Genomic DNA, 12853 nt, shown 5'->3' with positions numbered 1-12853 from the left:
TTTCTCCTAGTAACGGACCGTGAGCTGCTACAGCTGCTCGGTCTCGGCGTAGTCCTCGTTGCCGTCGGTGTCGCCGAAGGAACCGGCATCGGTGTCGCTCCAGGTACCGGTCGCGGCGTCGTAGCCGGCCACGGTGCTCGGGTCGAACGATGCAGGGCTGTCCTTGAGCGACAGGCCGAGCGAGTGCAGCTTGACCTTGACCTCGTCGATGGACTTCTGACCGAAGTTGCGGATGTCGAGCAGGTCGGACTCCGTGCGTGCCACGAGCTCGCCGACGGTGTGGACACCTTCGCGCTTGAGGCAGTTGTAGGACCGGACCGTCAGGTCCAGATCCTCGATGGGAAGTCCGAAGGAGGCGATGTGGTCGGCCTCGGCGGGCGAGGGACCGATCTCGATGCCTTCTGCTTCGACGTTCAGCTCACGAGCCAGACCGAAGAGCTCCACCAGGGTCTTGCCCGCCGAAGCGAGCGCGTCCCGCGCGGTGATCGAGTTCTTGGTCTCCACGTCGAGAATCAGCCGATCGAAGTCGGTGCGCTGCTCGACGCGGGTCGCCTCCACCTTGTACGTCACCTTGAGCACCGGCGAGTAGATCGAGTCGACCGGGATACGGCCGATCTCGGCGCCGGACGCCTTGTTCTGCACGGCCGGGACGTAGCCGCGACCGCGCTCGACGACGAGCTCGATCTCCAGCTTGCCCTTGTCGTTCAGGGTGGCGATGTGCAGGTCCGGGTTGTGGACGGTGACACCGGCCGGGGGCACGATGTCAGCCGCGGTCACGGTGCCGGGGCCCTGCTTGCGGACGTACATGGTGACCGGCTCGTCCTCGTCCGAGGACACCACGAGGCCCTTGAGATTCAGGATGATGTCGGTGACATCCTCCTTCACACCGGGGACGGTGGTGAACTCGTGGAGCACGCCGTCGATGCGGATGCTGGTGACGGCCGCGCCCGGGATCGAGGACAGCAGGGTGCGACGAAGCGAGTTGCCGAGGGTGTACCCGAAGCCAGGCTCGAGCGGCTCGATGACGAACTTCGAGCGGTTGTCGGCGATGACTTCTTCGGTCAGCGTGGGTCGCTGCGAAATGAGCATGAGTTGCCTCCTTGTGGGCGTCCGCTATATGACGCCCTCGTGGGATGCGGTGTTCTCCCGGCCGTGACCCCGAAGAATCCGGGTCGGAAGAACACCGCAGCGCATGTGCGCCTTACTTCGAGTAGTACTCGACGATCAGCTGTTCCTGCAGCGGGATGTCGATCTGCGCGCGCTCGGGGAGCTGGTGGACCAGCACCCGCAGACGCGAACCGACGACCTGCAGCCAACCCGGAACCGGGCGCTCGCCCAGGGTCTCGCGGGCGACCTGGAACGGCAGCGTGCTCAGCGACTTCTCGCGGACATCGATGATGTCGTACTGGGAGACGCGGTAGCTCGGGATGTCGACCTTCTTGCCGTTCACCAGGAAGTGGCCGTGCGTGACGAGCTGACGTGCCTGGCGACGCGTGCGGGCGAGGCCGGCACGGTAGACGACGTTGTCCAGACGCGACTCGAGGATGGTCAGCAGAACCTCACCGGTCTTACCGGGACGGGAGGCGGCTTCCTCGTAGTAACGGCGGAACTGCTTCTCCATGATGCCGTAGGAGAAGCGGGCCTTCTGCTTCTCCTGCAGCTGGAGCAGGTATTCGCTCTCCTTGATCCGCGCGCGGCCGTGCTGGCCCGGCGGGTAGGGGCGACGCTCGAACGCCTGGTCGCCTCCGACGAGGTCGACACGGAGACGACGCGACTTGCGGGTAACGGGACCGGTATAACGTGCCATTTTCTAGTACCTATTCCTTTCCCGTTAGACCCGACGCCGCTTGGGCGGACGGCAGCCGTTGTGCGGCTGGGGGGTGACGTCGGAGATGGTGCCGACCTCGAGGCCCGCGGCCTGGAGGGAACGGATCGCCGTCTCGCGGCCCGAGCCCGGGCCCTTCACGAAGACGTCGACCTTCTTGACACCGTGCTCCTGCGCCTTGCGGGCGGCGTTCTCGGCGGCGAGCTGCGCGGCGAACGGGGTCGACTTGCGCGAGCCCTTGAAGCCGACGTGGCCGGAGGACGCCCACGAGATCACGTTGCCCTGCGGGTCCGTGATGGACACGATCGTGTTGTTGAAGGTGCTCTTGATGTGAGCAGCGCCGTGCGGAACGTTCTTCTTGTCCCTGCGCCGTGCCTTCTGGGTCTTCTTCGGACCGGTGCTGCGTGACTTGGGAGGCATTACTTCTTCTTTCCTGCGACGGTGCGCTTCGGACCCTTACGGGTGCGGGCGTTGGTCTTGGTGCGCTGTCCACGCACGGGCAGACCACGACGGTGTCGCAGGCCCTGGTAGCAGCCGATCTCGATCTTGCGGCGGATGTCCGCCTGGACCTCGCGGCGGAGGTCACCCTCGACCTTGTAGGACTCCTCGATGTACTCGCGGAGCTTCGCCAGGTCCTCGTCCGAGAGGTCCTTGCTGCGCAGGTCCGGGCTCACGCCGGTTGCCGCCAGGATCTCCTTGGAGCGGGTACGGCCGATGCCGTAGATGTAGGTCAGTGCGATCTCCATCCGCTTTTCGCGGGGAAGATCGACACCTGCGAGACGTGCCATGAGTGGCATTCCTTTTCGGTGTGCGGAGGTCTGCTCCCAGCCCGTCCCCTGCGTCGAAGAAACTGTGTGTCGACAAACACAGTGGGGCCCCGGCCTCCGAACCGGGGGTTGATCGCACAGCTTCCCGACGAATCGGGAATCGTAACCGTGCGACTGGTGCTGGAAGGTCTTCGTGCTCGTTGCCGAGCTGCTTGTTGCCAAGCCGATCTTCGCGAAGAAGAGTCGATCTAGCCCTGACGCTGCTTGTGACGCAGGTTCTCGCAGATCACCATGACCCGGCCGTTGCGGCGGATCACCTTGCACTTCTCGCAGATCTTCTTGACGCTAGGCTGAACCTTCACGTGCGTCCGATCTCCTGTATGTACGCCCCCGGACACGGCAAAAGACCGTGTCGAAGACATGGTTCTCCCCGACCGTGTAGCCGGGGAAGCTCTTACTTGTAGCGGTAGACGATGCGTCCGCGCGACAGGTCGTAGGGGGAGAGCTCCACGACAACCCGGTCCTCGGGCAGGATGCGAATGTAGTGCTGGCGCATCTTGCCACTGATGTGAGCCAAGACCTTGTGACCGTTCTCGAGCTCAATGCGGAACATCGCATTGGGCAACGGTTCGACAACACGGCCTTCGACCTCGATTGCCCCGTCTTTCTTAGCCATATCCTCCGCGATCCGTCGTTCGGTGTGTGGTTGCATCGGCATCCGATACCGTGACGCTCGGCGAGTCCCGGTTCACGGGCAAGCCGATCACCGGAGCGCAGAGCGCACCACCGATCAATCGTACGGGAAGTTTCCCACCTGGCCAAATAAGCCGACATGAGGAGGACCGCGGGTGCGGGCACTGGTTCAACGGGTCACGACGGCGGCGGTGTCGGTGGACGGCACCGAGGTCGCGCGCATCTCCCCCGCCGAAGGCGGACACGGACTGCTCGTTCTCGTCGGCGTCACACACGACGACGACGCCGCGAAGGCCGCGACCCTGGCCCGGAAGGTGTGGACGATGCGGATCCTCGAGGACGAGAGATCCGCGTCCGATCTGGGTGCTCCGCTGCTGGTCGTCAGCCAGTTCACGCTGATGGCCGACACCCGGAAGAGCCGGCGCCCGTCGTGGTCGGCGGCGGCACCGCGTCCGGTCGCCGAACCTCTCGTCGACGAGTTCGTCGCAGCCCTGCGCGCTCTCGGAGCCGAGGTCGCCACCGGAGTGTTCGGCGCGCACATGGAGGTGAGCCTCGTCAACGACGGCCCGGTGACCCTCCTGCTCGAGGTGTGAGCCGCCTCCCCCATCCGAGCGAATGTACCGTTCGTCTCCTTCAACCGATCGAACGGTACATTCGCTCGGAAAAGCAGGGGTCTGCGATTACTCGGGTCGGAGCGTGAGGATGCGCGGCCCGTCCCCGGTGACCGCGACGGTGTGCTCCCAGTGCGCGGCCCGGCTGCCGTCGGTGGTCACGACGGTCCACTTGTCCTCGAGCACTTCGGTGTCGTACGTGCCGAGCGTGAGCATCGGCTCGATCGCGAGCACCGATCCGACGACCAGACGCGGACCCTTGCCGGGCGCGCCCTCGTTCGGAAGGAACGGGTCCATGTGCATTTCGCGGCCGATGCCGTGACCGCCGTATCCGTCGACGATCCCGTAGCTGCGGCCGTGCAGTTTCTCCGCGGCGTGGGTGCCGAGTTCGATCGCGTGCGAGACGTCGGTGAGCCGGTTGTCGGGAAGCATCGCGGCGATGCCGGCCTCCATCGACAGCCGCGTCGCCTCGCTCAGATCGGCGTCGGCCTGCGACAGCTCACCGACGCCGAACGTCCACGCCGAATCGCCGTGCCATCCGTCGAGGATCGCCCCGCAGTCGATGGACACGAGGTCGCCCTCGGCGAGGATGTCGTCGGCGGACGGGATGCCGTGGACGACGCGGTCGTTCACCGACGAGCAGATCGAACCGGTGAACCCGTGGTAGCCCAGGAACGACGGGACGGCCCCCGCATCGCGAATGACCGCCTCCGCCACCCGGTCGAGCTCGAGGGTGCTGACACCGGGCTTCGCGGCGTCGCGCACCGCGACGAGCGCGGCCCCGACGATCGCGCCCGCAGCCGCCATCGCGTCCAGTTCACCGGACGTGCGGAACGGGACGACCTTGCGCTTGCGCCCGAAACCCATGTCGAACTCCTCGGTCCTGCTTGTTACTTGCCGAGCGCAGCGAGTGCGCGGGCGTTGATCTCCTCGACCTCACCGACCGCATCGACCGTGACGAGCGAATCGGCGTAGTAGTCGAGCAGCGGCGCGGTCTCCTCGCGGTACACCCGGAGGCGGTTGCGGATCACGTCTTCCTTGTCGTCGGCGCGACCGCGGGCGAGCATCCGCTCGACGACGATCTCCTCGTCGATCTCGAAGGACAGCACGCCGTCGAGGGCGGTGTCGAGATCCTTGAGCATCGACTCGAGTTCGCGGGCCTGCTCCACGCTGCGGGGGAACCCGTCGAGCAGGAAGCCGTTCGCCGCGTCGGGCTCGGCGAGGCGGGCGCGCACCATGTTGTTGGTGATCTCGGCGGGCACGAGCTCGCCGGCGTCGATGTACTTCTTGGCCTCGACGCCGAGCGGGGTGCCCTGGCCGATGTTGGCGCGGAAGAGATCGCCGGTCGAAATGGCAGGGACGCCGAGCTTCTCCGACAGGATTGCGGCCTGCGTGCCCTTGCCGGCACCGGGAGGACCGAGGAGTACAAGTCTCACTTGAGGAACCCTTCGTAGTTGCGCTGCATGAGTTGACTTTCGATCTGCTTGACAGTGTCCAGCGCGACACTGACGAGAATGAGCACCGCTGCGCCGCCGAAGATGCTCGACGCGGTCTGGCTACCGGACAGGAAGAAGTGCGGAAGCGTGGCGATGAGACCCAGGTACAGCGCGCCCGGCACGGTGATGCGGTTGAGCACGTACGTGAGGTAGTCCGCGGTGGGTCGGCCGGGACGGATGCCGGGGATGAACCCGCCGTACTTCTTCATCTCGTCGGCGCGTTCCTCCGGATTGAAGGTGATCGCGACGTAGAAGAAGACGAAGAACACGATCAGCGCGAAGTAGATCGCGATGTAGACGGGGTTGTTCGGATTGACGAGGTACTCGTTGATGAACCGCTGCCACCAACTCGGATCGGTCGCCGTGCTCGCACCGGTGAGCTGTGCGATGAGGTTCGGCAGGTACAGCAGGGACGACGCGAAGATCACCGGGATGATGCCGGCCTGGTTGACCTTCAGCGGCAGGTAGGTCGACGAGCCGCCGTACATGCGGCGCCCGACCATGCGCTTGGCGTACTGCACCGGGATCCGGCGCTGGCCCTGCTCGACGAACACCACGCCGGTGATGATCGCCAGCGCGACGACGCACACGATCGCGAAGACGAGGCCGCCGCGGGATTCGAGGATCATGTTCCCCTCGGACGGCAGGCGCGAGGCGATACCGGAGAAGATCAGCAGCGACATGCCGTTGCCGACACCGCGCTCGGTGATGAGCTCACCGAACCACATGACCAGCGCCGCGCCCGCCGTCATCACGAGCACGATGACGACCATGCCGAAGATGCTGTCGTCGGCCAGGATCGGTTCGGAACATCCCTGCAGGAGCTGCCCTCGCGCGGCGAGCGCCACGATGCCGGTCGACTGCAGCACCGCCAATGCGATCGCCAGATAGCGGGTGTACTGCGTCATCTTCGCCTGACCGGACTGGCCCTCCTTGCGGAGTTCCTCGAACCGGGGAATCACGACGGTGAGCAGCTGCACGATGATGCTGGCGGTGATGTACGGCATGATGCCGATCGCGAACACCGACAGCTGTAGCAGCGCGCCGCCGGAGAACAGGTTGATCAGCGAGTAGATGCCCGCCTGTTCGCCTCCGGAGATCTGGTCGATGCAGGCGCGGACGTTTCCGTAGTCGACGCCCGGGGACGGCAGCGTCGCACCGAGCCGGTACAACGCGACCAGTCCGATCGCAATGAGGATCTTCCGCCTCAGGTCCGGGGTCCTGAGGGCCGAAACGAAGGCGGAAAGCAAAGATCCTCCTGGCAGGCCGGGCGGGGACGACGGGTCATGGGTACCACCCGTCGGACGGTGGACAACTCTTGAACTCTAACAGTGCGGCCCGGTGCGGCGACCACGCGAGGGGGCCTCGCACGACACCGGGCGCGTGGCCCGATGCCGGGCCACGCAGACGCAAGGACGTGCCCGCAAGGGTACGTCAGCAACTCGAAACGACGAACGGCCGCACCGCAGCAGTAGCTGCAGCGCGGCCGTTCGAGAGCCGTGCACGGGCACGAGCGAACAGGTCAGGCCTGAACGGTCGCGGTGCCGCCGGCTGCGGTGATCTTCTCCTTGGCGGAGCCGGAGAACTTGTCCGCGGTCACCTGAGCGGCCACGGAGATCTCGCCCTCGCCGAGCACCTTCACGAGCTGGTTCTTGCGAACCAGGCCCTTGGCGACGAGCTCGTCGACGCCGATGGTGCCACCCTCGGGGAACACACGAGCGATGTCGCCGACGTTGACGACCTGGTACTCGGTGCGGAAGGCGTTCTTGAAGCCCTTGAGCTTCGGAAGCCGCATGTGCAGCGGCATCTGGCCACCCTCGAAGGCCGCCGAGACGTTCTTACGCGCCTTGGTGCCCTTCGTACCGCGGCCTGCGGTCTTGCCCTTCGAACCTTCACCGCGGCCGACGCGGGTCTTGTCCGTCTTCGCGCCCGGAGCGGGACGCAGGTGGTGCAGCTTGATGGTCATTCTCAGACCTCCTCAACCGTGACGAGGTGACGCACCACGTTGATCAAGCCGCGGTTCTGCGCGTTGTCCTCACGCACGACGGACTGACGGATCTTCCGCAGGCCGAGGGTGCGCAGGCTGTCACGCTGGTTCGACTTGGCGCCGATGGTGCTCTTGATCTGGGTGATCTTCAGCTCTGCCATTAGTTCACGCTCCCAGCAGCCTGTGCACGCGCACGCAGCATGCCGGCCGGAGCCACGTCCTCGAGGGCCAGACCGCGGCGAGCCGCGACTTCCTCCGGACGCTGCAGCTGCTTGAGGGCAGCCACGGTCGCGTGCACGACGTTGATGGCGTTGTCGGAGCCGAGCGACTTCGACAGGATGTCCTGGATGCCTGCGCACTCGAGCACGGCACGCACCGCGCCACCGGCGATCACACCGGTACCGGGGCTGGCGGGACGCAGCAGGACGACACCTGCAGCGGCCTCACCCTGCACCGGGTGGGTGATGGTCTTGCCGATGAGCGGGACGCGGAAGAAGCCCTTGCGAGCCTCCTCGACACCCTTCTGAATGGCCGCGGGAACTTCCTTGGCCTTGCCGTAGCCGACGCCGACCAGGCCGTTGCCGTCGCCCACGATCACCAGAGCGGTGAAGCTGAAGCGACGACCGCCCTTGACGACCTTCGACACACGGTTGATCGAGACGACACGCTCGATGTAGTTCGACTTCTCGGCGGCAGCGCCGCCACGCGAGTCGCGATCGCGGCGGTCGCGACCACCACGGTTGTCCCCGGTGTTGGGGCCACTCTGTCCGGCGGGGCCGTTGCCGCCGTCACGCCGCTGACGTCCCGGCATCAGGCGTTCCTTCCGTTCGAAAAAATGGTCATCAGAACTTCAACCCGCCTTCGCGAGCCGCGTCCGCGAGGGCCGCGATGCGGCCGCTGTAGGTGTGGCCGCCGCGGTCGAAGACCACAGCTTCCACGCCCGCAGCCTTCGCGCGCTCGGCGATCAGCTGACCGACCTTGGCGCCACGGGCCTTCTTGTCGCCCTCGAGGGCGCGGACATCGGCTTCGATCGTCGACGCAGCTGCGATCGTCGTACCCGTCAGGTCGTTGACCAGCTGCGCGTGCAGGTGACGCGACGACCGGTTGACGACGAGACGCGGACGATCTGCGGTGCCCGAGATCTTCTTGCGGAGACGGAAGTGACGACGCGTCTTCGACAGCCGGCGCGTGGTGGACACGTCCTTGCCGCGCGGGATGCGCTTGGCCTTCTGGTTCTCTGTCTGCTCGCTCATGATCACTTACCCGTCTTTCCGACCTTGCGACGGACCTGCTCACCCTCGTAGCGGATGCCCTTGCCCTTGTAGGGGTCGGACTTGCGCAGACGACGGATGTTGGCCGCGATCTGGCCGACCTTCTGCTTGTCGATACCCGAGATCGAGAACTTCGTCGGGGTCTCGACCGCGAAGGTGATGCCCTCCGGGGCCTCGATGAGCACCGGGTGGCTGTAGCCGAGCGAGAACTCGAGGTCCTGGCCCTTGAGCGCCACGCGGTAACCGACGCCGAAGATCTCCATCTTGGTGGTGTAGCCCTGGGTCACACCGACGATGAGGTTCTGCACGAGGGTGCGCGACAGACCGTGCAGCGCACGGCTGCGACGCTCGTCGTTGGGGCGGGTGACCTGGAGCGCGCCGTCCTCACCCTTCGCGATGGCGATGGGCTCGGCGATCGTCAGCGACAGGTTGCCCTTGGGGCCCTTGACGGCGACGTCCTGGCCGTCGATGGTCACCTCGACGCCGGCGGGGACGGTAACGGGAATCTTTCCGATACGCGACATGTGTTGGCCTCCCTTACCAGACGTAGGCGAGGACTTCCCCGCCCACTCCCTGCTTGGCCGCCTGGCGATCGGTGAGCAGGCCGGAGGACGTGGAGATGATCGCCACGCCGAGGCCGCCCAGGACCTTGGGCAGGTTGGTGGACTTCGCGTACACGCGCAGGCCGGGCTTCGACACGCGGCGCACACCGGCGAGGCTGCGCTCGCGGGAAGGCCCGTACTTGAGGTCGACGACGAGGGTCTTGCCCACCTCGGCATCCTCGGTGCGGAAGTCGGCGATGTAGCCCTCACGCTTGAGGATCTCGGCGATGTTCGCCTTGATCTTCGAGTGGGGCAGCTTCACCTGATCGTGGTACGCCGTGTTGGCGTTGCGCAGACGCGTCAAGAAGTCTGCGATGGGGTCGGTCATGGTCATAGCTGACCTGTTCACCTTTCTCGCTGCGGTTCCCATACAACACCGACGCCGCGACGTGGTCGCGGTTCCGGCCGTGGGCCTACAACGAACTTGGTTTCGTGCGGGTCCGAACTGCGAGAACGGATCGGACCCCTGACGGGTGTGAGGACGGGCGGGTCACGCAGTGGCGACCCGCCCGCCGTTCACGTCACCAGGAGCTCTTGTGAACCCCGGGAAGTTCACCGCGGTGTGCCATCTCGCGAAGGCAGACACGGCAGAGTCCGAACTTGCGGAACACAGCGTGCGGACGGCCGCAACGCTGGCAGCGGGTGTAGGCGCGAACCGCGAACTTCGGCTTCTTGTTGGCCTTGTTGACCAGTGCCTTCTTAGCCATGGGCTCAGTTCTCCTTGAACGGGAAGCCGAGGTGCTTGAGCAGGGCACGGCCTTCTTCGTTGTTGGTAGCGGTGGTCACGACGGTGATGTCCATGCCGCGGGGGCGGTCGATCTTGTCCACGTCGATCTCGTGGAACATCGACTGCTCGTTCAGGCCGAACGTGTAGTTGCCGTTTCCGTCGAACTGGTTGCCGTTCAGGCCGCGGAAGTCCCGGATACGGGGAAGCGCGATGGACACGAGACGGTCCAGGAACTCCCACATGCGGTCGCCGCGCAGCGTGACGCGCGCACCGATCGGCATGCCCTCACGCAGCTTGAACTGCGCGATGGACTTGCGGGCCTTGCGGATCTCGGGCTTCTGACCGGTGATGAGGGTCAGGTCCGCGACCGCGCCGTTGATCAGCTTGGCGTCGCGAGCGGCGTCACCGACACCCATGTTCACGACGACCTTGACGACGCCCGGGATCTGCATGACGTTGGCGTAGTCGAACTCCGCCTGCAGCGCGTCCCGGACCTCGGCACGGTAGCGGGCCTTCAGGCGCGGCTGGGTCTTGTTCTCGGTGGTGGTCATGTCAGATGTCCTTCCCGTTCTTCCGGGAAATCCGAACGCGCTTGCCGGTCTCCTCGTCGGTCCGGTAGCCCACGCGGGTGGGGTTGCCGTCCGAGTCGATGACCGCGACGTTGGAAACGTGGATCGGGGCCTCCTGCGTCACGATGCCCCCGGAGGAGGCGCCGCGCTCGTTGGCCGAGACCGCCGTGTGCTTCTTGATCCGGTTCACGCCCTCGACGAGGACACGGTTCTCCTTCGGGTAGGCCGCGATGACCTTGCCCTTGGCACCCTTGTCCTTGCCCGAGATGACGAGCACGGTGTCGCCCTTGTGCACCTTCATCACAGCACCTCCGGAGCGAGCGAGACGATCTTCATGAACCGCTTGTCGCGCAGCTCGCGGCCGACGGGGCCGAAGATGCGGGTGCCACGCGGGTCGTTGTCACCCTTGATGATGACCGCGGCGTTCTCGTCGAACTTGATGTACGAGCCGTCCGGCCGGCGGCGCTCCTTGACGGTGCGCACGACAACGGCCTTGACGACGTCGCCACGCTTGACGTTGCCACCGGGGATCGCGTCCTTGACGGTGGCGACGATGATGTCGCCGATTCCGGCGTAGCGACGGGACGAGCCACCGAGAACGCGGATGCAGAGAATCTCCTTGGCACCCGTGTTGTCGGCGACGCGCAGTCGCGACTCCTGCTGGATCACTAACTTCTCCTTGACCTGGATTGGTTTGTACGTCAGATTTCCGACCTGGACGTACGCGGTCGTCGGCTACTCGCGGCGCACGTGCGAAAGACACACGGGTCCCGCGAAGCAACCCGTCCAGGGTAGGCGATATACAGCATGCAGGGCAAATCCGCGAACTGTGAGGTCGCTCCCCGCTCGACGCCCGCGACGCGGCGCAGACACTCTGTCGGCCCGGCCGGTTACCGTCGGCACATGCGTCCCGACCTTCCCGGCCCGATTCTCGAGCGGTTGCACGAGATCCTCCGCGCGTTTCCCGAATGCGTCGACGAACCTGCGTGGACGGGAGTGCGCTGGCGGGTCCGCGGCGCGACGGTCGCGCACGCGTTCGGCGGCGAGGACGGCCTGTTCCGGATCGTCTTCCGCACCGAACCCGGCGAGGTCCCCGCATTCGAGAACATGGGCGAGCCCTACTTCCGGACGAACTGGGGTGAGACCACAGTCGGCATCCTGCTCGACGACGCGACGGACTGGACCGAACTCGCCGAGATGCTCACCGACTCCTACTGCGTGCAGGCACCCGCCACGCTGGCGGATTCGGTGAACCGGCCCGGGAACTGACTGCCTCGCCCTCCCCCGCCCCCGGCACCGAACGCGGCGCGGCCCGGCACCCCGAAAAGGGATGCCGGGCCGCGTGATTCGCTCCGCGAGGGCGAGAGGACCTTACTTGGCCTTCTCGAGCACCTCGACCAGACGCCAACGCTTGCTGGCGGACAGCGGACGCGTCTCCATCAGCTGGACGCGGTCGCCGATGCCGGCCAGACCGTTCTCGTCGTGCGCCTTCACCTTGGTGGTACGGCGGATGATCTTGCCGTACAGCGGGTGCTTCACACGGTCCTCGAGCTCGACCACGATGGTCTTTTCCATCTTGTCCGAGACGACGTAGCCGATGCGGACCTTGCGGCTCGCGCGCTCTTCGTTCTTGCTCACTGCCTTTTCCTCACTCATGCCACGTCACCCGCATTCGGGCCGGTGGACAGGCCGAGCTCACGCTCGCGCAGCACCGTGTAGATCCGGGCAATTTCGTTCCGCACCACGCGGAGGCGACGGTTGTTGTCCAACTGTCCGGTGGCCATCTGGAAGCGCAGGTTGAACAGCTCTTCCTTGAACTCACGGACCTTGTCGGCCAGTTCTGCGTCGCTCAGTTCGCGGAGTTCCGCGGCGGGGGTACCGGTAGCCATCAGAACTGCTCCTCCCTCGTCACGATGCGGCACTTGCAGGGGAGCTTGTGCATCGCGCGGCGCAGGGCCTCGCGGGCAATCTCCTCGTTCGGGTAGCTCATCTCGAACAGCACGCGACCGGGCTTGACGTTCGCGACCCACCACTCGGGCGAGCCCTTACCGGAACCCATTCGGGTTTCGGCCGGCTTCTTGGTGAGCGGGCGATCCGGGAAGATGTTGATCCAGATCTTGCCGCCACGCTTGATGTGCCGGGTCATGGCGATACGAGCGGACTCGATCTGCCGGTTGGTGATGTAGGCCGGCTCGAGAGCCTGGATACCGTACTCACCGAAGGTCACCTGGGTTCCGCCCTTGGCGGCACCCGTACGGCTCGGGTGGTGCTGCTTGCGGTGCTTGACCCGCCGTGGGATCAACAT

Annotated in this window: 24 protein-coding genes; 2 read left to right on the top strand and 22 right to left on the bottom strand. The window is 65.7% G+C overall.

Annotation, left to right across the window (positions count from 1 at the left end; translation table 11 throughout):
* Positions 1-27: 27 nt before the first annotated feature.
* From ACWDUD_RS10865 to infA, 6 genes are all read right to left on the bottom strand, one after another.
* Positions 28-1089 (bottom strand): DNA-directed RNA polymerase subunit alpha, encoded by a 1062-nt coding sequence (locus tag ACWDUD_RS10865; protein WP_197257027.1) that lies wholly within the window; start codon positions 1087-1089, stop codon positions 28-30.
* 112 nt (positions 1090-1201) lie between these two features.
* Entirely contained in the window at positions 1202-1807 is a 606-nt protein-coding gene (gene rpsD, locus ACWDUD_RS10860; protein WP_197257035.1) for a 30S ribosomal protein S4, read from the bottom strand.
* 24 nt (positions 1808-1831) lie between these two features.
* The gene (rpsK, locus tag ACWDUD_RS10855) at positions 1832-2245 is read right to left on the bottom strand and encodes a 30S ribosomal protein S11 (protein WP_006554585.1); all 414 of its coding nucleotides are present in this window, start codon (positions 2243-2245) and stop codon (positions 1832-1834) included.
* Positions 2245-2613, bottom strand: coding sequence for a 30S ribosomal protein S13 (rpsM, locus tag ACWDUD_RS10850; protein WP_197257037.1), 369 nt, complete (start codon positions 2611-2613; stop codon positions 2245-2247). Before rpsM ends, rpsK begins: the two co-directional genes overlap by 1 nt.
* A 227-nt stretch (positions 2614-2840) precedes the next feature.
* On the bottom strand, positions 2841-2954 hold the full coding sequence (gene rpmJ / locus ACWDUD_RS10845; RefSeq protein WP_003938068.1) for a 50S ribosomal protein L36: 114 nt from the start codon (positions 2952-2954) through the stop codon (positions 2841-2843).
* Positions 2955-3046: 92 nt separating this feature from the next.
* Complete coding sequence (gene infA / locus ACWDUD_RS10840) at positions 3047-3268, bottom strand: translation initiation factor IF-1 (RefSeq protein WP_003418601.1); 222 nt, start codon at positions 3266-3268, stop codon at positions 3047-3049.
* Between the two features lie 172 nt (positions 3269-3440).
* Here infA and dtd point away from each other — a divergent pair, with 172 nt between their 5' ends.
* Complete coding sequence (gene dtd / locus ACWDUD_RS10835) at positions 3441-3878, top strand: D-aminoacyl-tRNA deacylase (protein ID WP_197257039.1); 438 nt, start codon at positions 3441-3443, stop codon at positions 3876-3878.
* A gap of 87 nt (positions 3879-3965) precedes the next feature.
* Here dtd and map read toward each other — a convergent pair whose 3' ends face one another.
* The 13 genes from map to rplN form a co-directional block, all read right to left on the bottom strand.
* Positions 3966-4763, bottom strand: a complete 798-nt coding sequence (gene map / locus ACWDUD_RS10830) for a type I methionyl aminopeptidase (protein WP_450109308.1) — start codon at positions 4761-4763, stop codon at positions 3966-3968.
* Between the two features lie 23 nt (positions 4764-4786).
* Positions 4787-5332, bottom strand: a complete 546-nt coding sequence (locus ACWDUD_RS10825) for an adenylate kinase (protein WP_450109307.1) — start codon at positions 5330-5332, stop codon at positions 4787-4789.
* Positions 5329-6642, bottom strand: a complete 1314-nt coding sequence (gene secY / locus ACWDUD_RS10820) for a preprotein translocase subunit SecY (protein WP_450109306.1) — start codon at positions 6640-6642, stop codon at positions 5329-5331. Before secY ends, ACWDUD_RS10825 begins: the two co-directional genes overlap by 4 nt.
* A gap of 272 nt (positions 6643-6914) precedes the next feature.
* Complete coding sequence (gene rplO, locus ACWDUD_RS10815; RefSeq protein WP_068163632.1) at positions 6915-7358, bottom strand: 50S ribosomal protein L15; 444 nt, start codon at positions 7356-7358, stop codon at positions 6915-6917.
* 2 nt (positions 7359-7360) lie between these two features.
* Positions 7361-7540 (bottom strand): 50S ribosomal protein L30, encoded by a 180-nt coding sequence (rpmD, locus tag ACWDUD_RS10810; protein WP_006554593.1) that lies wholly within the window; start codon positions 7538-7540, stop codon positions 7361-7363.
* The gene (gene rpsE, locus ACWDUD_RS10805) at positions 7540-8190 is read right to left on the bottom strand and encodes a 30S ribosomal protein S5 (protein WP_197257047.1); all 651 of its coding nucleotides are present in this window, start codon (positions 8188-8190) and stop codon (positions 7540-7542) included. The genes rpmD and rpsE overlap by 1 nt, the downstream gene beginning before the upstream one ends.
* Positions 8191-8221: 31 nt before the next feature.
* Positions 8222-8632, bottom strand: coding sequence for a 50S ribosomal protein L18 (gene rplR, locus ACWDUD_RS10800; protein ID WP_248675545.1), 411 nt, complete (start codon positions 8630-8632; stop codon positions 8222-8224).
* A 2-nt stretch (positions 8633-8634) separates the two neighbouring features.
* On the bottom strand, positions 8635-9174 hold the full coding sequence (rplF, locus tag ACWDUD_RS10795; protein ID WP_197257049.1) for a 50S ribosomal protein L6: 540 nt from the start codon (positions 9172-9174) through the stop codon (positions 8635-8637).
* Between the two features lie 13 nt (positions 9175-9187).
* The gene (gene rpsH, locus ACWDUD_RS10790; RefSeq protein WP_068163625.1) at positions 9188-9586 is read right to left on the bottom strand and encodes a 30S ribosomal protein S8; all 399 of its coding nucleotides are present in this window, start codon (positions 9584-9586) and stop codon (positions 9188-9190) included.
* A gap of 187 nt (positions 9587-9773) precedes the next feature.
* Complete coding sequence (locus tag ACWDUD_RS10785) at positions 9774-9959, bottom strand: type Z 30S ribosomal protein S14 (protein ID WP_006947159.1); 186 nt, start codon at positions 9957-9959, stop codon at positions 9774-9776.
* Between the two features lie 4 nt (positions 9960-9963).
* On the bottom strand, positions 9964-10530 hold the full coding sequence (gene rplE, locus ACWDUD_RS10780) for a 50S ribosomal protein L5 (RefSeq protein ID WP_450109305.1): 567 nt from the start codon (positions 10528-10530) through the stop codon (positions 9964-9966).
* 1 nt (position 10531) lies between these two features.
* On the bottom strand, positions 10532-10849 hold the full coding sequence (gene rplX, locus ACWDUD_RS10775; protein ID WP_006947157.1) for a 50S ribosomal protein L24: 318 nt from the start codon (positions 10847-10849) through the stop codon (positions 10532-10534).
* Positions 10849-11217, bottom strand: a complete 369-nt coding sequence (gene rplN, locus ACWDUD_RS10770) for a 50S ribosomal protein L14 (protein ID WP_068163686.1) — start codon at positions 11215-11217, stop codon at positions 10849-10851. Before rplN ends, rplX begins: the two co-directional genes overlap by 1 nt.
* Before the next feature lie 234 nt (positions 11218-11451).
* Between rplN and ACWDUD_RS10765 the strand changes: the two genes are divergently transcribed.
* Complete coding sequence (locus ACWDUD_RS10765; RefSeq protein ID WP_450109304.1) at positions 11452-11817, top strand: MmcQ/YjbR family DNA-binding protein; 366 nt, start codon at positions 11452-11454, stop codon at positions 11815-11817.
* A 102-nt stretch (positions 11818-11919) separates the two neighbouring features.
* Here the strand turns inward: ACWDUD_RS10765 and rpsQ are convergent, their stop codons facing one another.
* Genes rpsQ through rplP form a run of 3 tightly spaced genes read right to left on the bottom strand, consistent with a single transcriptional unit; the run spans position 11920 to position 12853 of the window.
* A complete protein-coding gene (gene rpsQ, locus ACWDUD_RS10760; protein WP_197257052.1) occupies positions 11920-12204 on the bottom strand; it encodes a 30S ribosomal protein S17 in 285 nt (94 codons plus the stop codon).
* Positions 12201-12437, bottom strand: coding sequence for a 50S ribosomal protein L29 (gene rpmC, locus ACWDUD_RS10755; protein WP_068163609.1), 237 nt, complete (start codon positions 12435-12437; stop codon positions 12201-12203). The genes rpsQ and rpmC overlap by 4 nt, the downstream gene beginning before the upstream one ends.
* On the bottom strand, positions 12437-12853 hold the full coding sequence (rplP, locus tag ACWDUD_RS10750; RefSeq protein ID WP_068163605.1) for a 50S ribosomal protein L16: 417 nt from the start codon (positions 12851-12853) through the stop codon (positions 12437-12439). Before rplP ends, rpmC begins: the two co-directional genes overlap by 1 nt.

The sequence above is a fragment of the Rhodococcus sp. NPDC003382 genome, from assembly GCF_053589135.1.
This window is presented reverse-complemented; position numbering and strand designations above follow the sequence as displayed.

Excerpts from the sequence above, each read along its gene's own strand:
- rpmC (WP_068163609.1), bottom strand. The coding sequence starts at position 12,437 with ATGGCTACCGGTACCCCCGCCGCGGAACTCCGCGAACTGAGCGACGCA.
- ACWDUD_RS10765 (WP_450109304.1), top strand. The coding sequence starts at position 11,452 with ATGCGTCCCGACCTTCCCGGCCCGATTCTCGAGCGGTTGCACGAGATC.
- rpsH (WP_068163625.1), bottom strand. The coding sequence starts at position 9,586 with ATGACCATGACCGACCCCATCGCAGACTTCTTGACGCGTCTGCGCAAC.
- rpsD (WP_197257035.1), bottom strand. The coding sequence starts at position 1,807 with ATGGCACGTTATACCGGTCCCGTTACCCGCAAGTCGCGTCGTCTCCGT.
- rpsE (WP_197257047.1), bottom strand. The coding sequence starts at position 8,190 with ATGCCGGGACGTCAGCGGCGTGACGGCGGCAACGGCCCCGCCGGACAG.
- ACWDUD_RS10785 (WP_006947159.1), bottom strand. The coding sequence starts at position 9,959 with ATGGCTAAGAAGGCACTGGTCAACAAGGCCAACAAGAAGCCGAAGTTC.
- rplF (WP_197257049.1), bottom strand. The coding sequence starts at position 9,174 with ATGTCGCGTATCGGAAAGATTCCCGTTACCGTCCCCGCCGGCGTCGAG.
- rpsK (WP_006554585.1), bottom strand. The coding sequence starts at position 2,245 with ATGCCTCCCAAGTCACGCAGCACCGGTCCGAAGAAGACCCAGAAGGCA.
- infA (WP_003418601.1), bottom strand. The coding sequence starts at position 3,268 with ATGGCTAAGAAAGACGGGGCAATCGAGGTCGAAGGCCGTGTTGTCGAA.
- rpsM (WP_197257037.1), bottom strand. The coding sequence starts at position 2,613 with ATGGCACGTCTCGCAGGTGTCGATCTTCCCCGCGAAAAGCGGATGGAG.
- rpmD (WP_006554593.1), bottom strand. The coding sequence starts at position 7,540 with ATGGCAGAGCTGAAGATCACCCAGATCAAGAGCACCATCGGCGCCAAG.
- rplP (WP_068163605.1), bottom strand. The coding sequence starts at position 12,853 with ATGTTGATCCCACGGCGGGTCAAGCACCGCAAGCAGCACCACCCGAGC.
- rplX (WP_006947157.1), bottom strand. The coding sequence starts at position 10,849 with ATGAAGGTGCACAAGGGCGACACCGTGCTCGTCATCTCGGGCAAGGAC.
- map (WP_450109308.1), bottom strand. The coding sequence starts at position 4,763 with ATGGGTTTCGGGCGCAAGCGCAAGGTCGTCCCGTTCCGCACGTCCGGT.
- rplO (WP_068163632.1), bottom strand. The coding sequence starts at position 7,358 with ATGACCATCAAGCTGCACCACCTGCGTCCCGCTCCGGGCGCGAAGACG.
- rpsQ (WP_197257052.1), bottom strand. The coding sequence starts at position 12,204 with ATGAGTGAGGAAAAGGCAGTGAGCAAGAACGAAGAGCGCGCGAGCCGC.
- rplE (WP_450109305.1), bottom strand. The coding sequence starts at position 10,530 with ATGACCACCACCGAGAACAAGACCCAGCCGCGCCTGAAGGCCCGCTAC.
- rplR (WP_248675545.1), bottom strand. The coding sequence starts at position 8,632 with ATGAGCGAGCAGACAGAGAACCAGAAGGCCAAGCGCATCCCGCGCGGC.
- ACWDUD_RS10865 (WP_197257027.1), bottom strand. The coding sequence starts at position 1,089 with ATGCTCATTTCGCAGCGACCCACGCTGACCGAAGAAGTCATCGCCGAC.